18 protein-coding genes are annotated in these 22,553 nt (G+C 43.6%); 3 read left to right on the plus strand and 15 right to left on the minus strand.

Going from position 1 to position 22,553, the window contains the following annotated elements; translation table 11 throughout:
- Positions 1-5: 5 nt before the first annotated feature.
- Together DW039_RS13860 and DW039_RS13865 are read right to left on the minus strand one after the other, a co-directional pair.
- The gene (locus DW039_RS13860) at positions 6-509 is read right to left on the minus strand and encodes an NUDIX domain-containing protein (protein WP_005830075.1); all 504 of its coding nucleotides are present in this window, start codon (positions 507-509) and stop codon (positions 6-8) included.
- 5 nt (positions 510-514) lie between these two features.
- A complete protein-coding gene (locus tag DW039_RS13865; protein ID WP_005830078.1) occupies positions 515-1,744 on the minus strand; it encodes an S-adenosylmethionine:tRNA ribosyltransferase-isomerase in 1,230 nt (409 codons plus the stop codon).
- A gap of 127 nt (positions 1,745-1,871) precedes the next feature.
- On the opposite strand from DW039_RS13865, the gene DW039_RS13870 reads away from it, so the two are divergent.
- Positions 1,872-3,002 (plus strand): DUF2027 domain-containing protein, encoded by a 1,131-nt coding sequence (locus DW039_RS13870; RefSeq protein WP_005830082.1) that lies wholly within the window; start codon positions 1,872-1,874, stop codon positions 3,000-3,002.
- A gap of 59 nt (positions 3,003-3,061) precedes the next feature.
- On the opposite strand, the gene DW039_RS13875 is transcribed toward DW039_RS13870, so the two are convergent.
- From DW039_RS13875 to DW039_RS13905, 7 genes are all read right to left on the minus strand, one after another.
- Positions 3,062-4,540 carry a serine/threonine-protein kinase gene (locus tag DW039_RS13875; protein WP_005833302.1) on the minus strand — a complete coding sequence of 493 codons (1,479 nt, stop codon included), beginning with the start codon at positions 4,538-4,540 and terminating at the stop codon, positions 3,062-3,064.
- 16 nt (positions 4,541-4,556) lie between these two features.
- Positions 4,557-5,615: a PP2C family serine/threonine-protein phosphatase gene (locus DW039_RS13880; RefSeq protein ID WP_044467752.1), complete on the minus strand. Its 1,059-nt coding sequence runs from the start codon at positions 5,613-5,615 to the stop codon at positions 4,557-4,559.
- A gap of 8 nt (positions 5,616-5,623) precedes the next feature.
- Complete coding sequence (locus DW039_RS13885) at positions 5,624-7,366, minus strand: FHA domain-containing protein (protein WP_005830088.1); 1,743 nt, start codon at positions 7,364-7,366, stop codon at positions 5,624-5,626.
- A 16-nt stretch (positions 7,367-7,382) separates the two neighbouring features.
- A complete protein-coding gene (locus tag DW039_RS13890) occupies positions 7,383-8,657 on the minus strand; it encodes an FHA domain-containing serine/threonine-protein kinase (protein WP_005830090.1) in 1,275 nt (424 codons plus the stop codon).
- 11 nt (positions 8,658-8,668) lie between these two features.
- Complete coding sequence (locus DW039_RS13895; RefSeq protein WP_022401387.1) at positions 8,669-9,493, minus strand: zinc ribbon domain-containing protein; 825 nt, start codon at positions 9,491-9,493, stop codon at positions 8,669-8,671.
- Positions 9,494-9,565: 72 nt separating this feature from the next.
- Positions 9,566-10,336, minus strand: a complete 771-nt coding sequence (locus DW039_RS13900; RefSeq protein WP_005830094.1) for a BACON domain-containing protein — start codon at positions 10,334-10,336, stop codon at positions 9,566-9,568.
- Positions 10,323-11,768, minus strand: a complete 1,446-nt coding sequence (locus DW039_RS13905; protein ID WP_005830096.1) for a serine/threonine-protein kinase — start codon at positions 11,766-11,768, stop codon at positions 10,323-10,325. Before DW039_RS13905 ends, DW039_RS13900 begins: the two co-directional genes overlap by 14 nt.
- A 345-nt stretch (positions 11,769-12,113) precedes the next feature.
- On the opposite strand from DW039_RS13905, the gene DW039_RS13910 reads away from it, so the two are divergent.
- Both DW039_RS13910 and DW039_RS13915 read left to right on the plus strand, forming a co-directional pair.
- Positions 12,114-14,144 (plus strand): histidine kinase, encoded by a 2,031-nt coding sequence (locus DW039_RS13910; protein WP_120382042.1) that lies wholly within the window; start codon positions 12,114-12,116, stop codon positions 14,142-14,144.
- Between the two features lie 132 nt (positions 14,145-14,276).
- Entirely contained in the window at positions 14,277-15,029 is a 753-nt protein-coding gene (locus DW039_RS13915) for a LytTR family DNA-binding domain-containing protein (RefSeq protein WP_005833286.1), read from the plus strand.
- Between the two features lie 138 nt (positions 15,030-15,167).
- On the opposite strand, the gene DW039_RS13920 is transcribed toward DW039_RS13915, so the two are convergent.
- From DW039_RS13920 to hemW, 6 genes are all read right to left on the minus strand, one after another.
- Entirely contained in the window at positions 15,168-15,521 is a 354-nt protein-coding gene (locus DW039_RS13920; protein ID WP_005830102.1) for a hypothetical protein, read from the minus strand.
- A gap of 291 nt (positions 15,522-15,812) precedes the next feature.
- Positions 15,813-16,955 (minus strand): DUF4249 domain-containing protein, encoded by a 1,143-nt coding sequence (locus DW039_RS13925; RefSeq protein WP_119957950.1) that lies wholly within the window; start codon positions 16,953-16,955, stop codon positions 15,813-15,815.
- Positions 16,956-16,970: 15 nt separating this feature from the next.
- On the minus strand, positions 16,971-19,709 hold the full coding sequence (locus DW039_RS13930; protein WP_243635034.1) for a TonB-dependent receptor domain-containing protein: 2,739 nt from the start codon (positions 19,707-19,709) through the stop codon (positions 16,971-16,973).
- 2 nt (positions 19,710-19,711) lie between these two features.
- Positions 19,712-20,230 carry a DUF4974 domain-containing protein gene (locus DW039_RS13935; protein ID WP_005830106.1) on the minus strand — a complete coding sequence of 173 codons (519 nt, stop codon included), beginning with the start codon at positions 20,228-20,230 and terminating at the stop codon, positions 19,712-19,714.
- A 286-nt stretch (positions 20,231-20,516) separates the two neighbouring features.
- A complete protein-coding gene (locus DW039_RS13940) occupies positions 20,517-21,062 on the minus strand; it encodes an RNA polymerase sigma-70 factor (protein ID WP_008664140.1) in 546 nt (181 codons plus the stop codon).
- Between the two features lie 20 nt (positions 21,063-21,082).
- Entirely contained in the window at positions 21,083-22,213 is a 1,131-nt protein-coding gene (hemW, locus tag DW039_RS13945; protein WP_008664138.1) for a radical SAM family heme chaperone HemW, read from the minus strand.
- Positions 22,214-22,553 lie beyond the last annotated feature (340 nt).

The raw sequence follows: 22,553 nt of genomic DNA on the forward strand, positions 1-22,553 counted from the left end.
TTCCACTACAAGTTGATGACCTTTCCTATCTCTCCTTCAAAATTCGGGGTGAATACACCTTTGCCGATATTTGCCTTGATTTCATCGGGGCTCCAAAAACGTCCTCCGTCCAGCTCGTCACTGGGATGTATTTCACCGTCGTAGACAGTTTTGTGTACGAAGACCAGTTCCTTTTCGCGGGCAGACTCGAAGACGTAATGCATGACGGTTTCGGGAATAAAGTCGGTAATGCCGAGCTCTTCGCGTACTTCGCGTTTTAGCGCCATCTCTACACTTTCACCTAAATCGACGTGTCCGCCTACGGAGGTGTCCCACTTCCCCGGTTGTATGTCTTTCCATTCGGGACGTTTCTGTAGATACAACTCACCTTTGGAATTGAATACATGAAGATGGATTACCGGATGAAGCAGTTTGCTACCGTTATGGCATTCGCCACGGGTGGCGGCACCTGTGATGTTGCCTTGTTCGTCGACAAGGGGGAACATCTCTTGATTGTTATCGTGGTTCATTGTGCTTAGGGTATTAATAATGATGAATCTCCATAGCTCAGGAAGCGGAAATCATGTGCCAGTGCATAGTTGTAAATCTTCGGCCAATCACCGTGTACGAAAGCTGATACGAGCAGCAGCAAGGTACTTTGCGGTTGGTGGAAATTAGTCACCATAGCCTTCACGATTTTGTATTCATATCCCGGAGCGATAATGATTTGAGTGCTGGTATGCAGAGCCTCCATGCTATGTCTGTCCAGATAGGCAGCAATGGCTTGCAGGGCTTCTACTGCAGAGGTGGCGGTGGCCTTGGCAGACATTTCATAAGGTTGCCATTGGTGGACGTGCAAGTCTTCCTCTGTGGCTTCTGGATTATTCAGTAAAGTGACTCCGATGTGATAAAGGCTTTCCAATGTGCGCACTGAAGTTGTTCCTACGGCCACTGCCTTGCCGCCGTGTACTATGAGTTTTTCCAATGTGTTGCGCGAGACAGAGATGTATTCCGTATGCATTTCGTGCCCTTCTATTTCTTCACTTTTCACCGGTTTGAAGGTTCCGGCTCCCACATGGAGTGTCAGCTCTTCCAATTCTACTCCTTTATTGCGCAATGCGTCCAATACGCGTGGGGTGAAATGCAGTCCCGCTGTAGGGGCAGCCACCGAACCTTTGATTTTGGAGTAGACAGTCTGGTAAGTCTCCTTGTCACTTTCCTGGGTCTCCCGGTTCAAGTAGGGGGGGATGGGCAATTCACCGAAGACCTCGAGAATGTCGGCAAAAGTCACTTCCGGATTATTCCAGCGGAAGTTTATCCAATGGCTGGTTCCGTGGCATTCACCCCGTTCGGCGGTCAGGGTGAGTGACTTGCCTTTCACGGTCATCTCACGTCTCAGCATGCCTTCCTTCCATTTTTTCAGGTTGCCGACCATGCAGAGCCAGGCGGCATGCTCGGTTTGCTGGAAGTTGAGGGCGTAGTCGTTCGGCTGTATGGGTTCCAGGCAGAATACTTCAATCAGTGCTCCCGTTTCTTTCCGGAAATGCAGGCGTGCTTGGATGACTTTGGTATTGTTGAATATCATCAGGCTTCCCGATGGCAGATACTCCGGCAGTGAAGTGAATCTGTCTTCTGAAACTTCTCCGTGGCGATACAATAACAGTTTGGACTGGTCACGTACGGACAATGGGAACTTTGCAATGCGTTCGTCCGGCAACGGGTAGTTGAATTCGCTGATTCTGATATGTCTGGGGTCTTCTTTCATGATGGCTTTCTCTTTATTATATCGGCTGCAAAGGTACGGATATTTGGGAAGATTTGAAGAATAAGGGAAATAATTCCTAACTTTGCAGGAAGAAAGTAGGAAAAGACAAACTAAAAGATAAGTTACTATGAAGATAGGAGATAAAGTTCGTTTCCTCAGCGAAGTTGGGGGCGGTGTTGTGACAGGATTTCAAGGGAAAAACATCGTGTTGGTGGAAGATGCCGACGGTTTTGACATACCGATGCCCATAAACGAATGTGTGGTGATAGAGACCGATGATTATAATATCCCCACTCCGGCAGCCAAAGCGGCTGCCAAGAAGAAGCGGGAAGAAGAGCAACAATTGCGCACGGCCGCTACTGCGGCAAGGCCGTCTGCTATGGAGTCTCAGGTTTCGGAGCCTCAATCGGTCCGTTTGGAGAAACCGCAGATATCTGTTTATCGTCAGCCCGAGATGAAAGGCGGAGATATCCTGAATGTTTTTCTGGCTTTTGTTCCGGAGGATATCAAGGCTGTCAGCACTACACCTTTCGAGACATATTTGGTGAACGATAGTAATTATTATATGTATTATACCTATTCGAGTGCCGAAGGAAAGTCCTGGACAGCCCGTTCGCATGGTTTGATAGAGCCGAATACGAAACTTCTGCTGGAGGAGTTCGAAAAGTCCGAGTTGAACGACCGTGAACGTGTGATGGTACAGCTGGTGGCATTCAAAGATAACCGTGCGTTCACAATGAAACCGGCTGTCAGTGTGGAAGTCCGCATAGATATGGTAAAGTTCTATAAACTGCATACATTCCAGCAGACGGTTTTCTTTGAAACACCGGCCTTGGTGTATGATATTGTCCGGAATGACCAGCCTGTCAAGCAGGTGTATGTTTCGGCAGAGGAACTGAAGGAGGCTTTGATACAGAAAAAAACGGCAGATACTCCGTCCAAACCGCAGACGGTCATCAAGCGTGGCGGCAAGAATGGGATTGTCGAGATTGACCTGCATATCGGCGAGTTACTGGATGACACCTGCGGTATGAGCAACAGCGAAATATTGAATTACCAGCTGGATAAGTTTCGTGAAGTGATGGAACAATACAAAAAAAGGCGCGAACAACGCATCGTCTTTATTCACGGCAAGGGAGATGGAGTGCTGCGTAAAGCCTTGCTGGACGAGCTGAAACGTAAATATCCTGACTGCCGCCATCAGGATGCTTCGTTCCAGGAGTACGGATTTGGGGCGACGATGGTGACGATTAAATAAAATCAAGTATTTGAATAGTGAATAGGGCAGTTCAAACGTTGGAATGCCCTATTCATTATTTATAGTCTGACATTGACTCTTGTATTTTTTCTTATGTGTATTTCTTGAGTGGAAGGATTGGACTGCATCATTTCTGATTCTATTTGCTGGATTGCTCTTTTGGCTTTGTGTACAAACCTGCCTTTGGGATATTTTCGCAAATATTCTTCGTAATCTGCTACCGACTGGCAACTATAGAAGAGGCGTTCTTCATTTTCTCTTCTGACTTCTCTTATATCAGTAATGGGAAGAACTGGCTGTGAAGAAGGTTGTGGATGTGGGTGGACAATCTGTTTTTTAGGTTCCTCTTGGAACTGTTCAAGTTTTGCAGTATCCGTTTTTACCGAGTCCATAACGATGTTTTCTTCTCTATTTATTGGGGAGATTGGATTTACCTTGTTTCCCAAAAATTGTTTTATAAAGTTTGCATGAGATGAGGAGGGGTATTCTTTTAGAAAATCTCTGTAGTCTTCTTCTGTACGGCATGCAGCGTACTTGCGCTCTTCTTCAAGGTGTCTAAAGTATATGGAACCTCCTTTGACAAGCAATAGAATCAATACTATACCAAGGCCGGTCCATCCTGCTATGCGTTTATGCATGTTCGAAGGACAGAACTTTTCTTTAAGGCGTGGTGATGTTGTTTTAGGAAAAAGTGGAGCAATAGGCTTCAGCTGTACTGAAGGAGAGTCTGTCTTTGTTTGTTTTAGTATGGAGCAAGCAAACTCATAGGCTTGTTGGGCTGTGGGGCGGTCCCAAGTGTTGAGGGCAAGGCATGCGTGAACAAACTGGGACAATTGGGAAGAATATTTCTCATCTAATGCTGGAATATGTGCACCATTCAGTTGGACACAACCTCCCATACCTTCCCATAATACAAGACCAGTGGATAATTCATAAACACTCATCCCTAAAGACCATATATCGCTGGTAGCCACAATCAGTGGTTTCTCTGCAAAACGTTCTGGTCCCATATAGGCAAGTGTTCCGGAACTTTCTACTTTGTTGATACTTTTACGAAAAGTATGCTCCAGTTTACGGCTGATGCCAAAATCTGAGATGATGAATTTGTCATCATCCCCTATCAAAATATTATCGGGTTTTATATCTTGATGAATGATAGGAGGATTCTGATTATGAAGAAACATCAATCCGCATGATACATCGCGTATGAAGCGCCAGATTTGCTTTTCAGACATTTTGCCTTTCAAGCTCGCTGAGGACCCTTTGGGACAGTAAGGCATTACCAAAAAAGGGCACTGTCCAAAAACATCAAAATGATTAAGGTGCAGTAGATTGGGATGGTGTAATTTGTAGGCAAGTTTGAATTCTTCCCGGAAATCTTTTATGCCGTTGTCATCCAACAGTCCGTACAACTTTATGGCAACGTCTACATCTGCCAATATATTTCGGGCAAGCCAGACTTCACCAAAGCTTCCGACTCCTAATAGTTTCTTCAGCTGATAGTGTTCAGCAAATATATCACCATTTTTCAGTTGCATAGTTTCACAATAGTAATCAATCTGTTAGGGTAGTGTTAGTAGTGTCTGTCTCTGTAACTAGAACCGTATCTGCCTGATATAGTATCGTTTTCCATTTTGCATATTGCTGTGGATTTCTATATAAATAGAAGCCTGCCGCTAAAGCCAGTACCAGGAGTAACAGAAGAATTTTCCGGATTTTGTGGTGGTTGGGTTTGCTGAACACTGTATTATTCAACTTTACTTTGGGCTCGGTATCCTGTAGCATGATGTGGCATAGCACAATCGTAATATTGTCATATCCACCTGCTTCAAGAGCAGCTTCTATCAACCTATCCTTGCATGTCATTAAATCATCCTGGTTCTCTTCTATAATTTGCATTATCTCTTCGTCGTGGCATAAACCACATAACCCATCACTACACAGTAGGAGAGTATCGCCATCCTTTAAATTATAGGAACGGAAATCGGGATTGGAACGATTGGTCGGGTCTCCCAAACAGCGGGTAATGATATTACTGTAAGGATGGTCAAACGCATTTTCAGGATCTAGTTTTCCCTGATCTACTAAATCTTGTACATAGGAATGGTCTTTAGATAAACGGCAAAAACCTGAATTGCCATTGAATACATAACAACGACTGTCGCCACACCAACAGATATAGGCTTTGTCGTTCAATATCCAAGCAATGACAATAGTAGTACCCATTCCCTGGGTACTACTATCTTCTTTACTTGCATTGACAATATTTAAATCAGCGGTTTTGACAGTTCTGCTCAGAAATTCTTCAACGGCTTCTTCTGAGGTAACAATGCCTTCCTGCGTAACGATATCTCCTAAATTCTCGGGGGTGAATGCATTTTGCACCGTCTCAATGGCTATGGCAGAAGCAACTTCTCCGGCATTGGTGCCGCCCATTCCGTCGGCCACTACCAATATGCTGCCATACCGTCCTAAAGAAATGGGTTCTATCGATTGGGGGATAATCCACTCTGATTGGCATAAATCACGATTGACAACAAAATTGTCTTCGTTGTTTTTCCTGACTAAACCAACATTGGTACCTGCCGCTAATTTAATGCTTATCTCGGACATGTTTAATTTTAATGTATTAAATTTCTGATTGGTACTAAACGATCCTTACCCTCTATGCTTCCTACCATGAAACCCACTACTTTGTAAGAACCATTTTCTAGAAGGAATGCTGGAGAACCATAATAACCGGGCTCTGCCACACGATTCTGTAATATGGTAGTCTCATATTTTGTGTCGGCTATATTGGTATGGTCATTGAAATGAGCCGGAGTAAGATTATGAATATCAGCATAACCTGCATAGCCCACCATTTGAACTTCTGTACCTCCACTCATGTTGTCTGCGGCGGTAATGTCGTAAGGCAATCCCTCACCATAAACGCCTTTTCCTCTAATGTATGCCCAACTGTTGGCAGCAGGGGTAACAATGCTGACACTGATATATTTCCTACGTGTATAGGTCAATTTTATCCCATGTTCCCTTAGTTGTACCCTGATGGATTTATCTACTTCTATTTCGGTCACTTGTACATCATTTCGTCCGTCTTTGGCAAAATCGCTACTGGTAAATGTCAGAGGCTTTCCAGTTCCTTTGGTACTGTATGCACGGTAATGGATAATGATATTACATCCTGCTCCTTTGTATACAGCCAATAGTTTACGCCATGGGTCTTTCCACTCTGTGTTGGAGTATATCCATGGCTCGACATTCTGCCTGTCTGTTACAAACATTCCGTTTGATAGCATGAAGCCAGTTCCGCAGATTATATCTGAAACTTGTATGCCCGGATCAAACTTTGTTCCATTATATTCGATTTCAATACGGTCGACTTTAATTGTATAGATATAATCATAATAATCTTTCAAATCTCCTGAAGCATTACTGTCTTGTTCATCTGCTATATCAGGGTCTTCATAATATTGGTCTTTGGAGAGTCTGGTGCCTTCTTGTATATTTGCGTTAATGGCATTGCTTGAATTCTCAATGCTTTTAGTGCTTATGCTGTTTGAGAGATTGTCCAAGTCTGATTTGACCTTATAGAAACTTGCATTGACATTCTTTAATTGACTATTAACGTTGTCCAACTGTGTTTTTAAGGCCTCTGCATTACCGTCACTGTTTCGTAATTTGGTCTCTAACTCCCGTTGCTGTGCTTCTAGAGATGCTCTTTCGGTCCCCAGTGAATCCAATTGGTTTTGGTATCCTTTCAGTTGAAGTTCTTGTTCTTCTGTCTTCTGTGCCAACAAATCATTTTTTACACCTAAACTGTAGTTCCAGGCAGCCAATCCTGCCACCGCCAGTACGAAAACAATTCCCATGATTGTTAATGCGGTCTTGTAGGGGCGTAAGGCTTGTTTGCGGAAAAGGCTCATTCTCTCAGTCAATCCAATGCTGGAAGTTAATGCTTGGCGACCTTGTGGAACAATGAATCCCAAGCGTGGTCCGCCAACGGATAATTGTATTTCATCTCCTGTTTGTAAATAGTAGGACCCATTTATAGGATGTCCGTTGACCAATGTCGGATTGGAGTGTGAAAGGTGGATAAGTTTCCAGTTTTCACCGTCGCGTACAATTGCAGCATGTTTGCGGCTAACTGTTTCGAAACTTTCATCAAAGCGTACTTGGCAGGAAGCGTCTCTACCTAATTCTACTTGGTCGACAATGATTTTTTGGGATTCTCCCGCTTGATGATACTTTGAAGAGGTCTTGTGCTCCAAAATAAAGTAAGTTCTACCGGAAGCACCCATTAATGCCCCCATACCAGCCCCTACTGAGCCGGCTAAGGTACGTTTGTAATTTTGTGTATCCATACTACTTGATATATAATTAATAGTTTTCAAATCTCATTTTTACATCCCCAATGGAGATGATATCTCCAATTTTCAGTATATGCCCTTGTTTGGTGACTTGGGTGGAATTGACATAAGTCCCATTACTGGACTCCTGCCACAACTTTAACTCCTTCTGCCATTGCCCGTCCCGAATAATCCATTTATCAGTGGCGGGATTTGTTTCTATTGTGCAATGATGGCGTGATATATAGGCACTTTGCTGTTCTGTTATATGTAGCAGATTGTCGCGTTCTCTCCCGATAGTAAGGATTCTATTGCCATATTTTATAAGTTCACTTAATTGATATATTTTTCCGTACTCTTCACCTTGCATAATACGTATACAGAAACCATTGACTGTTTGTGGTGGACAATATCCTCTTTCCATAGGGACTTGGCTTATTGCTGGCAGGTGTTCCAATACCTCTTGCACAGACTGGAAACGTTTTTTGAAATCTGGATTAAGACATCCTGCAAAGAGTTGCTGCCACTGCTCTCTATGTTTCAACTGTGTCAATTTCTGCCGGTTCCAATCTCCATTTTTCCCACGTTTCTGATATAGTGCCAATTCATTATGACTGCTCAATTCGCCAAAGGGTAAACTACCAGTCAATAATTGAAAGGCTAATACTCCAAAAGAAAAAATGTCCGTAGTGGGTAGGACAGTGGCCTCACCTCGCATGCGGTTCACTTGTTCTGGCGGCATATATGCATAAGTCCCGAAAATTTGGTTGGGTTTACCAAAAATATTGCGTTCAGTCATACGTTTGTTTCTATCCCCTGCTATACCGAAATCTGTCAACGCAGCAATTCCGTTACTCTTGAAAAGGACATTCTCCGGCTTTAGGTCACGGTGAACCTTGCCTCTGGTATGCAAAGCATGTAAACCTATTAGAATTTGTTGGCAAATTAGAGGAATCTTACTGCTTCCAGAACCTAAATAAGGTGTTAAATCTCCTCCGGAACAGTATTCCATTACAATATAAGGGTTGCCTCCAACTGTACCGTAGTCCAATGAACGCACTAAATAGTCACAATCAATTTGCCCAGTTTTGAATTCCATCTCGAAACGTTCCATTAATGGTTTACGTATTTCAGGAGGAACTTCCCATAATCTCAGTAGTTTAAGCGCATAATCTTTGCTTGCGCTGTCCGTAACCCGATATACTTTACCGAATGAACCTTCGCCTAATGTTTGGGAAACCCTATAACGGTTATTGATATATTCCCCTACATTATAATCACATCTGTCGACAGTCCGGTTATTCACAAGAGTTATATTTAGTCACATTCAAACTTGAATCTTCGGTCGCCTAGTACAATGATATCATCCGGTATGATTTCTATTTTTCTGTTTACCTGGATATAGGTCGTTTGGAGCATACTTCGGTCAAGCAGATACCAATGACCATCATCGAAAACTATTTCAGCTTGTTCCTTTGAGGTGATTGTACGATTAGACATTTCTGTATTTTCCCGGTTCAAGATGATGGAGTTCCCTTCATATTCAAATCTTTTCGGAAGAATGTTCTCTTCTTCTTCCGGTATAATTGTTAATGAACAGTGAGGTTTGGTTTCCGGTTCTGTCTCTGTGATGTTCTTTATTTGTCGGCGTATGGTTGGCCGATGTACGCGGACACCGCAGTTCGGGCAAAAAGAGCAGGTTATTGCTATCTTACTTCCACATTCATGACAGAGCATTTTCTCTTCAGAAACGGAAGGTGCTTCCTCTTCTACTCTTATTGTTTTGTATTCATTGTTTGTTGATATGTTTGCTCTTTTCAATGGAGTTCCGCAGCAGGGGCAACTTGTGAAATCTCCTACTACCGGGTAATTGCAATTGGGACATTCTATAATTGGCTGTACAACAGTAGAATGATTCTCTTCTTCATTTGTTGTGGAAAACACCACAGTTTTTCTGCATTTTTCTTCATTGGAGCTGACATTCAATACTGTCGGTTTGGGTATAGCTTCTCCATGGCCTTCTTTTGAAATAAAAATGTCCTGACTATTGGCATAATTCTCCGGCATTCGCAAAGGTTGCCCGCATTTTAGGCATACTGTTGTGTTGGAAAGGTTGTCCCAACCGCAATTCATACATCTCATAAGATTTTACTTTAATAATGGAATTACTTTGTATAAATCAGAGTTTCTCACCATTGTCGGTTTACCATGAATTTAGAATAGACCTCCCTTTTTCTGGGAGAGAATAATTGAAGATATTTTTCCTCCTTTGCTTTTAACTATGAGAGTTCCTTCTCTGGCCTTCTTGGTTTTTCCCACTTTTAGAATGAGTTTACCACGGTCTTTTGCTATAGCTTCACACCATTCAGGAATATCTGCAACTTCCCATTCGGCATTGGAGTCTACTTGCAGTTCCTTAATTTCTCCTTTGGAACCGAATTCCAATTTATCTAATGCGATATTAATGAATTCTTCTTGGCCACCTTGGGTAACACTGACCGTAGCTTTCATCTTTTCATTACTGATTGTAATGGTGGCTTTACGTTCGGTAGTCAGCCAATTGGTCTGGCAGCTTATGGAGAGTTTCTTCTCACCGGGAGTCACTTGACACCAGTCTGCATCTGATATTGCAGTCCATTGTTCTGGAAGACTTTCTATTTTTATACTTTCTGCAGTCTTTGTCTCACACCCAAATTCCAGGCTTTTTCTGTCTATGGTAAGTCTGGTGATTTCGGCAGGAGGCGCTGGCTTGGGAGCGGGATTTATTTTTTCCTCACACTCTTTGATTTTATTTTTGCATGCTTGCTCCAGATTGCTGTCGCATTTCATGGCTGCTTTAAAACTTTTAATAGCGTCTCTGTATCTTCCTCTTTTCATGTATGTCTCTCCCTTTTGATAGATGGAGGCGCATTGCCCCCATATACTTATTGGCATAGAGAGAGCGAACGCTAAAACAATCAGTCTGATAAGTTTATTCATTTTCATTGTTGTCTATGTTTATATATGGTTCTATTTTTTTTGCACGGTCTTCAAAAGCCTGGGCTGCTACGGCTTGGTCAAGGTCTTTCATGATATTTGCCTTTTCTTTAAAAACATGATAGGCAGAATCCAGTATGGCCTCTACTTGCTGTTTCAGTTCTGTTGCATTTAAGTATATTTTTGCGGAGATGGAATCTTTGTAATAATTTATTTGTCGGTATTTGCCAATGGCATTTATGTAAAAATCCTCAAATACGGAATCATTGTTTTGCTTTAAAGTGTCAATGTCAAATCGGAAAACATCTCCTTGTATTTTAGAGTTTTCGCCTTCTTGAATGATTGACAGACACATTTGGTCGTAATCAATCGTTGGAGTCGGTTCCGGTATGGATTCCACTACTGGTTCTTTGCCGCTTATTAGCGAAAAGATGATGACAATTGTTGCGAATATAGCTGTGATTGCTGCTACGACTATAACTTTTTTGCGTTTCCCTTTGTCTTGATAGGGTGACATCTTATTTATGTCAGAAGAGTGTGCGCTAATGGAATCCTCATGGGTTTTGTCCTCTTCCTCTTGCAAAGTATCATGGCTGTTGTTTGACAGACTAAAGGGGACGGGACTTCCATTGATATGTTGGGAAGTGTAGTCTGCAATTTGTCTGGCTGTGGGTCTGTCCCATGGATTTAAGGCAAGGCACTTGTAAATGATATCCTTTAATTCTTGAGAAAAGTCTTCGTTGATAAGTGGAATGTCTGCACCGTTTTTTTGCAATACGCCTCCATGATCACCATAGGGCGGCATACCGGTTAGAAGCTCATACATTGTTGCTCCCAATGACCAAATGTCACTGGCCATAATAGGGGCGGGAGATGGACCAAAACGTTCTGGTCCCATATAGGCCAAAGTTCCTCCACTGGATTCTTGGCCTTGGTTCCTGCGTAATGTACTTCTAATCCGTGCGCTGATTCCGAAATCCGTAATCATATACCTATTCTCATCATTAATCAGAATATTATCGGGTTTTATATCCTGATGGATAACCGGGGGAGTTTTTGCATGAAGATAAGCCAGTCCCTCTGCAACATCATGGAGCAAATGCCAGCTTTCCGTTTCTGTTATCCGGTTGTTGTCAGTAAGGTATTGGAAGGCCGAACCATTTTTGCAAAAAGGCAAAATCAGGTATGGCATCCGTTCCCAGCAGTCATAATAAGTAGGATGCAGTAAATTGGTATGATTCATATCAAATACGAGGGAGAACTCTTGTGTGAAAAGGGATATCCCCGCATCGTCAAGCCCCATCCCCGGAGCATATATTTTTATGGCGACCTTAACATCCGTAAGTTTGTCTTGTGCCAGCCAAACTTCAGAAAATCCTCCTCTTCCTAGTTGTTTGAGTAGCTCGTATCTATCTGCTATGATTTGTCCACTGTCTAACATAGAACTTATAAATTATGTAAAAGAACTGTTTTCTTTTGGAAACAGCCTTTCTTTGTGTGATTGTATTATTTTGTTTGATTGAGTATATTCGCAATTCTTTATCCACAAAGTAATTAATAAAAATGTAAATAAGAAAATGAGAAAAAGCTTGAAATGTACTAAAATGTTGTTTTAATGGCTTATGTAGCTAAATATTGTACTATGATGTGATTTTTTGTTTCGTTTTAATAAAGCGGTAGCGTATGCTCTTTTGTGGTTGAGAAATACGCCTTATGCTTGACGGTATTTCGCAAAAATATTTTAAGTTTGCAGATGTATTGAATAAATAATCTAATTACGAGAAACATGGGAGAGAGGATGGATAAGCGAATTCGATTTTACATTTATTGGATATTAGGGTTTGTGCTTCTAGGAGCTTGTGCGCCCGGAGATAAAGAGGACGTATACACAGAAATGAGAGCTTTTGAGGATTTTTCCCATATAAATGGAGATTCTGTGGCCATTGTGCCCCGAAAGGTAAGGTTGAAGGCTTTTCAAAAGATGGAAGAGGCAAAGGATAGCTTGGTCAAGTATAATTATCTGGCAATGACACTGAAAACATATTTGATTACTTCACAGCTTGATTCGGCACAAATCGTAATCCAGCAGATACATGACTTTATAGAAAGGCAGCATAGTTCTTCTCAAATGGCAGATTTGGAGTCTGAATGTTTCAATATGAAGGGAAATATCTTTGCACGTGTTGGGAATATGGATTCTGCCGAAATTTGTTTCCGGAAGGCTTATGAATTACGGATGAGAGGGACTAGGATTGAAGTGGTGCCGGATATTTTGATGAATCTTGCAGATGCGAATAACCGTTTAGGAAAATTGGATATAGGGGCAGCTTGGTATAGGAGAGCTTTGTTGATGTGCGACTCTTTGCATATAGCTTCTACCAAGAAACCTCCCATTTATTATGGTTTGGCACAAGTATATGTTACCATGCGTGATTTTGAACAGAGTGATTACTATTATAATCTAGCAGGAGAAAGCTATGACAGTATGCTACCTTATGAAAAATATATTTATTTGAATAATAGAGGGACTTCTTACTATTATAGGGAGGATTACCAGACAGCGATAAAATATTTCCAAAAGGTTATTGATTTAGTCGAAGGATATGCTGATATGGGTTTTGAACTTAATCTGGGGAGGTTGAATTTAGGAGACTGTTATCTTCAACTGAATATGGTTGATTTGGCTGTTAAATATATAAATGAATGCCAACTTTTTTTTGAGGAAATGGGGGTAAGTACTGCACTATATTATATCGATACGCAGAAAATAGAATTGGCTCTGCTTCAGAAAGACTTTCAAGAGGCACGTCGTTTATTGTCCGAGAGTGTAGTCCCTCCGGGCATCGACCCTGATATGGTACATATCCGTAATAAATACCTTCAGCAGTTTTACGAGGAAACCGGCAACTACAAGAGGGCCTATCACTATCTGCAGAGGAACAACCTGCTTGATGATTCTATCAGGAATGAGCGTGTCCGGATGCGTACGGCAGACTTGACTTTGCGTTATCAGCAGGATTCTACCTTGATGGCACATCGGGTTTTGCTTCAGGAGCAGAAAAACGAGGTGCTGGTGCTGAGGCAGACACAGTTTGTCGTGTTTGCTGTAGCTGTTGTATCTATATTGACGGCGGTTTTCCTTTATCTGTACAGCAAAAAGAAACGTGCTTTGTTGCTTGCACGGAATCATCGCACAGTCTCTACACTTCGTCTGGAGAATATCCGTAACCGCTTGTCCCCTCATTTCATCTTCAATGTGCTGAACCGGGAGATGGCGGAGCGGAATGTGGAAGGAAAGCAAGAGCTTTCGTCGCTGGTAAAACTGATGCGTCGCAATCTGGAATTGGCGGAACAACTGTGTGTAACCTTGGCAGAGGAGCTGGATTTTGTGAAAACATATATTAATCTGGAACGCCGTTCTTTAGGTCCGGATTTTCATTCGGAACTGAAGATAGAAAAGGATGTGCAGCCGGAGCAAATAAGGATTCCGTCTATGATGATTCAAATTCCGGTTGAAAATGCAGTGAAGCATGCGTTGCGCGAGAAGGAAGGTGAACGTAATCTTTGGGTTTCGGTCTGCCGCCGGGGAAGCGGTATCTGTATAAAGATAACGGATAATGGTGGCGGTTATCGTCCGGACAGTCGGAACCGGGGCACGGGGACGGGAATGAAAGTCATTATGCAGACCATTCAGATTCTCAACAATAAGAACAAGGAGGCCATTGATGTTTTGGTGCACAATGTCTCTCTACAGAGTGGTGAGATGGGCTGTGAGGTGACTTTCTGGCTGCCTGACAACTACGATTACAGAATTTAAAAGAACCGTTTAATCTTATTTTTTGCAAGGATAGGCATATTTACAGACAAATAGTCCGTAAATGACCTTCTATTGCTTTGTATGGGAGTAGGATTATGTATATATTCGCGAGAAGAAAAACATAAAAGGAACATGGATAAATATAAGGTTGCAATAGTTGACGACGATGAGGTGGCTCTTGAGAATCTGAGTTTTGAATTGGGAAAGGATGCACGCTTCTTTTTGAAAGGAACTGCCCGTAATGGTAAACAAGGGAAAAAACTCATTGCCAAGGTACAGCCGGATTTGTTGTTCTTGGATGTGGAACTGCCGGACATGACTGGAATGGAATTACTGCAGGAAATACGTGACAGTGTTTCGTGGAATATGCGGATTGTTTTCTATACGGCTTATGATAAGTACATGATTCAGGCTATCCGGGAGGCTGCGTTCGACTATCTGCTGAAACCTTTTGAAGAGCAGGAGTTGCGGGATATTCTTGCGCGTTTTGTAGAGCAGGCAGAGGCCGGGCAGAGAATGTCATATCCCATTGGTGCACCGTTGCATACCGGACAGACATTTATCGTATTTACGCCAACTAATGATATGCGTGCGTTGCGTCCGGCTGAAATCGGCTTTTTTCGCTATTGTTCCGAGCGTAAACAATGGGAGGTGATACTAAACAACCAGCCGCCGTTGGTGTTGCGTCGCGGAATGACTGCTGAGCAGATTACTCAATATTCATCCAGTTTCGTGCAGATACATCAATCGTATATTATCAATATTGATTATCTGATGATTATAAAGGATAGCAAATGCATGCTTTATCCACCATTTGACAAAGTGACGGAACTGCTGGTTTCCAGAAAGTATAAGAAAGAGCTGCAAGACAGATTCTGCTTGTAAAGTGATAAGAATTATTTGGTTAGGGAGTTGACGCCGCAGGTTTTGGTGGCGTTGACGTAAAGAAAAGGCATTGAACCTCTAAAGTCCAATGCCTTTTTATTTATCAAATACTATTTTCGTATTTATCAGAAGCGAAGTTTATTTCACTTCTATACCTTTGTTCTGCAGTGTGACGTTCAATACTCTGGCATAATCAGCATACTGCTTTTCATTCAGAGTCTTTTTCATCAACTTCAGATTACCATAAACTGCATTACGGAGTAACTTCTCCTGATTCTTCTTGGAATTTGTAGCGCGTTCCATCTGTTCTGTAAAATATTCGCAGATGTTTGCCACTTCTTCATGCTGGTTGGAATCCAGATTCAAATACTTGCTCAACTTTGTTATGTTGATGTTACCTTCCCATTTTGCAGTTGTAGGTTGGTTTCCTGCTGCAAATGTTGTAGCAGTCAGGCAGACTGCTGCCACTAATGTTAATCCTAAACGTTTCATAATACCTACTTTTTAATTGTTATTCCTAAAAACTAATCTCAATCTAATACCTATTGAAAACTCTCTAAGCGCTTAGCTTTTTCTTTTTACCTATGCAAATATAGGTATATGTTTTATAACACAAAAATGAATACGTAAAAAAGTGTAGTTTATACCTTCATTTCTTGACTTAAATCAATTTTGTAGTGTGAAAATGCTTTATTTGGATGCTTTTTGTAATACGAATGTAATGTAGGTTAAATGAAATTCAGTTTATTGTAATGGATAAAAGGATTTTTATTAGTCAAAATGTTATTGCCAAACAGTTTCGGGCAATTCTATGATTACTCTGCTTTCAGAGCAGACTCCCACAAAGCCTAATCCACCTATGACGTTGCAAGGCAGACTGATAGGTTCCATTAAAGTATCGTCGTAATCCCCATCATCCAGGCAGTTTAAGGCTTTCAGGTAGCGGTATTCGGCTTCAGTGATGCTAAGCAGCCGTACGGTGATGGTTTGTTTGCGGGATATATGGTAGTAGTAGTGTCCCTCTACCGGATAATATTCTTGGTAGAGAGGGGTATATACTTTTAATGTGGCATACGAATCACGGAAAGTGTTATCATTGAATATGTTGTATTTGTTATTTATGGTGGGAAACAATTCATTTTCTTCATCATCATAGTTGCCAGGGTGGCCGTCAGTCAGTATAACATCTTCCCGGTTGATGATTTCGTTCTGTCGGGGAGCAAGGATGGTAGTGTCTCTGGGTATGGAGGCCCAATGCCAAGAGCCGTCCTCGTCTTCCACTTTGATGAGGCTGCCGTTTTCATCTTCCAGGTATTCTTTCCATTTGCAATAGTAACTACGGTCATTCCAAATGTCCAGCCGGTAGTAGTTCTTCTCGTTGGGGCGGTCTTGCAATGTAATTTTGTATTGGCGGTAAAGGGTTTGTCCGCTGTACTCGCGCAGGTAGGCCAAGCAAGTGTCCACGTGCAGGCTCTCTATCGGTTGTGGCACGGTGACCTCGGCACTGGCATGGTATTTCCCGTTTTCGGCAGTGGCTTCCAGACGTATGTTGTCGCCGGGATGCAGTGTGCTGGTCAGACGATATTTCTTGAAACGTATACTTTTCAGTAATGATTCATAAATGTCCTTATCAAGTTCTCTTTCCAGATGCCCATAAATTTCTTCCGGGGAAACCGCTTTCGGAGTTTCTGCTATTTTGCCATTGATGTAGAGGAAAAGAGTTGCTTCGTTCAAATGTTCAATACTATAGCCCTCGCCTAAATGGAGATAGACATCATTCTCAGCTTGTCCGGTTTCGAGCAAGGCGTTCATGATGATTTGCGGATCTTGTTGTCCGGGATTGTAAGGAATCTCGTTTTCGCAGGCTGTTAGGAAGCCTACAATAGTTATGTATATAATAAGGTGTAATTTCATTTTTGTTTTCATATGCCGGATTTGTTTTTAAAATCTATAAGTATAGGTAACAGAAGGAATACAAGGCAGTATTGTTATTTTCTTGATGACAGTTTGAGCTTTCTTCTGCCCGGTATTTCCATGATAAATACTTTCGTAGAAATCATCGTAGTATACGTTGTATCCATTTTTGTATTTGCTGTAAACGATGTTCGGATTCATGGCATTGTATGCATTGTAGATACTGATATTCCAGGTACGCATACCATGTTTGGTCTTCTTGTTGAAGTTGACGCCGAGATTCAAACGATGGCTGGCGGGAAGGCGGTAATTGTTACGCCGGGAGATGTAACCGGTTTCCTCAATAGAGCCATCGGGCCGGATGATGATTGTTGCCTTTTCGGGGATAGTGATACATCCACCGGTATTGAATATCCAGGAAGCTCCTGCATCAATGCGGTCACTGAACTTATGGCTGAGATTGAGGCTGATGCTGTGGCGGCGGTCATATTTGTAGGGGAACCATCGGCCTTGGTTGATGGTTCCGCTCTTAAAACGGTGATCGGTCTTGGATAGGGTATATGCCAGCCAGCCGGTAGTCTTGCCCAATGTTTTCTGTACCATCAGTTCCAGACCGAAGGAGCGGCCTTCGCCCATTTCCACTTTTTCTTCCCAGTTGGTAGAGGTGCCGAAGAAGGATACACCGTCTTGATATTCAAGTATGTGTTTCATCTGTTTATAATATCCCTCGACGGAGAACTCCCAACCCGGCAGTCCGGAATAGTAGCCTCCTATGGAGAACTGGTTGGCATACATCGGACTGATGTCTTTGGTAATGGGTACCCAGAGGTCGGTAGGCATAGACAGCGGAGTAGAGGACAGCAGATGCACATACTGTGCCATGCACGTATAGGATGCTTTGGCAGAATATCCTTGTCCGAGGTCATAGCGGGCGGAAAGGCGGGGCTGCAGCGAATAGTAGCTTTTCCCTTGTGTGTGGAACAGCGATGTGCGTACACCTGCATTCAGACTGAACCTGGCGTTTACATTGAAATTGTCTTCGGCGTAAAGGGAGATTTCTTGTCCGCGCATGGCATGGCTGTTGCTGGTATTGTAAACCGTATCTTCCTGGAGGGCGCCATTATCTATATCTTGTATTTTCGAGGTAGCTATTCCCGGACGGAACGTATGGTGGATGTACTCTGCACCGAACTTGATGTGGTGCTGCGGCATGGGGGTGTAGTCAAAGTCCATACGCGCACTCCAGTCACGGATACCGGAGTTGAACTTGGAGGAGTAATAGTATCTGTCTTGTACTTTATTGGCGACAGTATAGGTATCTTCCATGTTTCCGTCCAGCCCCATCTCATATTTGTTGTATGAGACGGTGGTGTTGCAAAACAGCTTGCTGTTGAATACATAGTTCCAGCGGCCGTAGGCGATGGTGTTTCCCCAATTCAGATGGCTGTTGTCCTTGGAATAATTCTTAATGCTGTTGTCGTAATTGTCACCGTGGTAGTCACTGTCATAATGATAGTGGTCTTTCCCCTTGTAGAAACTGAGGAAGATGCGGCTACGGTCGCTGAACTTATGATTGACCTTTGCATTGACGTCGTAAAAATAGTAGTTGTATTTGTCGGAATAGGTGTCGTCTTTGTCTACAATGAGATTTTTGAAGAATAGGGTGGGGATGGCTCGTGCGCTGAAACTGAAGGAGGTCCGTTCTTTCCAGATAGGGCCTTCGATATGCAGTTTGTCCGTCAACAGGCCTATGCTGAATGCGCCGTGGTATTTATGCATGTCTCCGTCGTTGGTCCGTACATCTACTATAGACGAAAGACGCCCGCCGTAGCGGGCAGGAAAAGAACTTTTGAAGAGTGTGGTGTTCTTTACCGCTTCGGGCGTAAAGATGGAGAATACTCCCAGCAGGTGGTCTGCGTTGTAAACTGGAATTCCGTCCAGCATAACCAGGTTTTGGTCGGGACCTCCCCCTCGCACATACATGCCTGCAAAACCTTCCATACCGGCTTGCACACCCGGCATCAGCTGAATGGTCTTCAGCAGGTCGGCTTCTCCCAATATGGACGGGGTATGCCTGATTTGTGTCATCGGTATCTCATGCGCTCCCATGGCTGTGCTTTCTATGCCGGCCTCCCGCTTGTCCGAGAGCACCACGACCTCTGCCAGCTGGTTATTGCTGTCCAGCCTGACGTTGAGTAAGGTGTCTTTCGTCAGTTCGAACCGGCTATGCCGGCTTTCGTAGCCCAGGTAGGAGAAAACCAGTTCCGTTTCCCCTTCCGGCAGGGTGAGGGAATAGAAACCGAAAGGATTGGTGGCAGTACCTGTGGAACGACGACTCTCAAGGATATTGGCACCAATCAGCGTCTCGGAAGACGCTCCGTCGGTCACGTATCCGCTGATGGTGAACTTACGGCTAACGGGTTTCTGCGGCACGGGCCGCTTATGGAGTAGAATGTGCTTTCCGGATATTTCGAACGTGATGGGTTCGTTTTCAAAGGCACGTTGCAATATCTCACTGATGTTCTTTTGTTTCATCTCCAGTGTGATGCGGTGCGTGAGCTTTACTTCTTCCCCATAGATGAAGGAGAATCCGGTTGCATTTTCCAGTTGCTTCACGAAACTCTCTAAAGTTGCGTTACGGATATTCAGGTTTATACGTGTTTCCTTGTTTTGTGCCTGTGCATGGAGTGAGGCGCTTAAAAGAACCACACACATCAGAAGTACGGTTCTGATGCGGTGGTGCGAACAGATAGTAGAGCTGGTCATTGTCAGTTAAGTTTAGTAGTAAGTATAATAGTGTTGTTTTCTTTTTTATAGGTAAAGTTGCCGGCGTCCTTCAGTAGGTCGAGGATTTCTGTAAGACTCTCCCCTTCGCGGAAGGTAGCTGTCATATGATAGTTCTTCAGGCTGTCTCCTTCGATACGTATATCGGTACGGAACGTTTCGGAAAGTTGACGGACGATTTCCTGCAAGGGTTGCTGATCGAATGTCAGTACGCTATGGATTACTTGGGTTTCCTCGGTAGTATGTATGGCTTCTGTGGGAATGGCTTCCCGTTGTGGTGCTACGTATAAGAACTGATAGGCTGCCCAGCTCGTTACACAGAGCAGGACTACGGCTGCGGCACTGGCTGTACGCATCCAGAACCGCTTCATGCTGCGGCGCTTTAGCAAACGGCTTTCCAGCAGCCTCCAGCTGTTCTCTGCCGTAAAGCGTCCTCGTGGGGAACGGGTAGAAGCAACCAGTTTGTTCAGTACCTTGTCGAAATTCTCGTTATTCACTTTCATTTTTGGCAATTTATTAAGAGCCTATGACTCCTTTTCTGCATGTAAAGACAGCTCCTTTTCAGGAATTCCCTATGCCTATATCCTGAAATAATGTTAATCTAAAGCTCTTTGTCCGTGAAAGTCCGTCCTGCTTACGTGTGACTTCCTTGCTTCTCTGTTTCAATCAATAGGGAAAGTCTGCATGAGATGTGCATCTCATGTTGTGCGAGATGTGCATCTCATGCGGTTCGAGATGTGCATCTCATATATGCATACGCGGCTTCTTGCGAGGAAGATGAAGCAGAGTTCACTCCGTCAGCAATGCTTCCTTGAGTCTTGTGAGTGCTTTTTGCAGTTGCGCGTCTACTGTCTTTGTGCTGATGTTCAGCTCCTCCGCCACTTGTGCATAGCTTTGTTTCTCTTCGCGCAGGCGGATGAATACTTCACGGCAACGCTCCGGCAGGCGGTCGAGCGCCTTGACATATCGGGCAAACAGTTCTTCGCTGATAAGAGTGTCTTCGGGAGAATCGGCCTGGCCGGAAACTTCGGGAAGCTGTTCGGACGAGAGTGTAGGGTGCCGGTTCTCTTTTTCCAGGTAATTGAGGGAGGCGTTTTTGGTAAGGATAAAGCAGTAATCCTCTATGTTGTTCACTTCCGGCAGCCGGGCGCGTTGTTCCCAAAGCTTCATGAAGACGTCGAGCACAATTTCTTGCGCCCATTCTTCGTGCTTCACGAAATAGCAGGCAATACGGAACAAGCGGTCGTAGCACAGATTGTAGAAACTGTGAAAAGCCCGTTCCGAGTCTTCTTCCTTCATTTGGCGCAAGTAGCGTCTGACTTCTTGTTCGGTCATGCAGTCTCCCGGTTTTGCTGTTAATCAATGAACATCAGGTCGCTTATTATGCCGTCCGAAACAAAGATGCCTTCCCGGGTCAGGCGCAGGCGGTCTGCCTGCATCTCCAGTTTGTGGCTTTGGAGGTAGGGGGCTGCCATTTTCGTGCAATATTGGCACAACTCTGTGCCGAAGGCTTCTTCCGTATATGTCAGGGAGATTCCCCACATGGTACGCAGGGAAGTCATGATGTATTCATTGTAACGGGTCACTTTATCCAGAATTTCTGTTTCGGAGGAACGGTGCCCCTCTTCAATGGACTTTATGTATCCTTCCAGAGAAGCTGTGTTCCATTCCCTTGTCTCCGCATTGAAGGAGTGGGCGGAAGGGCCGCAGCCCAAATACGGAATGCCTTTCCAGTAAGCAGTGTTGTGGCGTGAGTACATGCCGGGCTTGCAGAAGTTGGATATTTCGTAATGCTCATACCCCGCGGCTCCCAGGGTGTCCATGAGCGCCGAGAAGAAGCGCAGGCTACTCTCTTCGTCCACTTCGCTGATACGATGGCTCTGCAGCATTTCGTAGATGCGGGTGCCTTTTTCGTAAGTCAGATGATAAGCGGAGATATGCTCCACATCAAGGCCGACGGCTTGTTGCAGGTCGCGTTCCCACCGTTGGTCTGTTTCATCCGGTAGCCCATAGATGAGGTCGATGCTGATATTCCGGAAGCCGGCTTGGCGGAGGCGGTGTATGGCTGCGATGGCTTGCGCGGCATTGTGCCGGCGGTTCAACAGTTTCAGGGTGGGGGCGTCGAATGTTTGTATCCCCATGCTTATGCGGTTGAAGGGGAGGGTGCGCAGCATGGACACATATTCTTCCGTCAGGTCGTCGGGATTGGCCTCGAGGGTAATTTCTTCGGCATGTTCTGTTCCATACACCTCTTTGATAGTCCGGAATATCTGCTCGAAATCTTCGTGAGCGAGCTGTGAGGGAGTTCCTCCACCAAAGTAGATGGTCTCTATCGGTTCTTCCTTCAGATAACCCTTGCGGGTTTTCAGTTCAGTGCACAAGGCACGGATGTACTGCTGCTTCAATTCGCTGCGAGTGGTGGAATAGAAATCGCAATAGATACAGCGCGTCTTGCAAAAAGGTATATGAATATAGATGCCTGCCATGGTATGCTTATGGATATTTGTTGCAAAAATAGTCTTTTGGCAGGAGAATATATCGGTTTTCGGGACATTTAATGTAATATGGAAGTAGTCAGTGTCTTGGTGTATATTCTCAGTTTTGTCTGTAATCCGGAAAAATAGAACATTTTTTGAGTCGTATGGAAATTCATTATTCCGAATAAACTCCTTTCCTTTGTTATCAGAAAAAGGAATGGGTGTCTATTAAAATAATGAGTAATATGTTTGAAGGACTTGACTTTTGGTTTGAACAGATTATAGCTTATTGCATTGCCCTTGTACTGGTGCAGTTCATGAAGAAACAAATATAGCGGCAAATACTTTA

Origin of the sequence: Bacteroides sp. AF39-16AC (assembly GCF_003602735.1) — a bacterium.
Lineage (GTDB): Bacteria > Bacteroidota > Bacteroidia > Bacteroidales > Bacteroidaceae > Bacteroides > Bacteroides uniformis.

Coding starts and splice junctions, on each gene's coding strand:
- DW039_RS13860 (WP_005830075.1), bottom strand. CDS start 509: ATGAACCACGATAACAATCAAGAGATGTTCCCCCTTGTCGACGAACAA.
- DW039_RS13865 (WP_005830078.1), bottom strand. CDS start 1,744: ATGAAAGAAGACCCCAGACATATCAGAATCAGCGAATTCAACTACCCG.
- DW039_RS13870 (WP_005830082.1), top strand. CDS start 1,872: ATGAAGATAGGAGATAAAGTTCGTTTCCTCAGCGAAGTTGGGGGCGGT.
- DW039_RS13875 (WP_005833302.1), bottom strand. CDS start 4,540: ATGCAACTGAAAAATGGTGATATATTTGCTGAACACTATCAGCTGAAG.
- DW039_RS13880 (WP_044467752.1), bottom strand. CDS start 5,615: ATGTCCGAGATAAGCATTAAATTAGCGGCAGGTACCAATGTTGGTTTA.
- DW039_RS13885 (WP_005830088.1), bottom strand. CDS start 7,366: ATGGATACACAAAATTACAAACGTACCTTAGCCGGCTCAGTAGGGGCT.
- DW039_RS13895 (WP_022401387.1), bottom strand. CDS start 9,493: ATGAGATGTATGAATTGCGGTTGGGACAACCTTTCCAACACAACAGTA.
- DW039_RS13900 (WP_005830094.1), bottom strand. CDS start 10,336: ATGAAAATGAATAAACTTATCAGACTGATTGTTTTAGCGTTCGCTCTC.
- DW039_RS13905 (WP_005830096.1), bottom strand. CDS start 11,768: ATGTTAGACAGTGGACAAATCATAGCAGATAGATACGAGCTACTCAAA.
- DW039_RS13910 (WP_120382042.1), top strand. CDS start 12,114: ATGGGAGAGAGGATGGATAAGCGAATTCGATTTTACATTTATTGGATA.
- DW039_RS13915 (WP_005833286.1), top strand. CDS start 14,277: ATGGATAAATATAAGGTTGCAATAGTTGACGACGATGAGGTGGCTCTT.
- DW039_RS13920 (WP_005830102.1), bottom strand. CDS start 15,521: ATGAAACGTTTAGGATTAACATTAGTGGCAGCAGTCTGCCTGACTGCT.
- DW039_RS13925 (WP_119957950.1), bottom strand. CDS start 16,955: ATGAAAACAAAAATGAAATTACACCTTATTATATACATAACTATTGTA.
- DW039_RS13930 (WP_243635034.1), bottom strand. CDS start 19,709: ATGACCAGCTCTACTATCTGTTCGCACCACCGCATCAGAACCGTACTT.
- DW039_RS13935 (WP_005830106.1), bottom strand. CDS start 20,230: ATGAAAGTGAATAACGAGAATTTCGACAAGGTACTGAACAAACTGGTT.
- DW039_RS13940 (WP_008664140.1), bottom strand. CDS start 21,062: ATGACCGAACAAGAAGTCAGACGCTACTTGCGCCAAATGAAGGAAGAA.
- hemW (WP_008664138.1), bottom strand. CDS start 22,213: ATGGCAGGCATCTATATTCATATACCTTTTTGCAAGACGCGCTGTATC.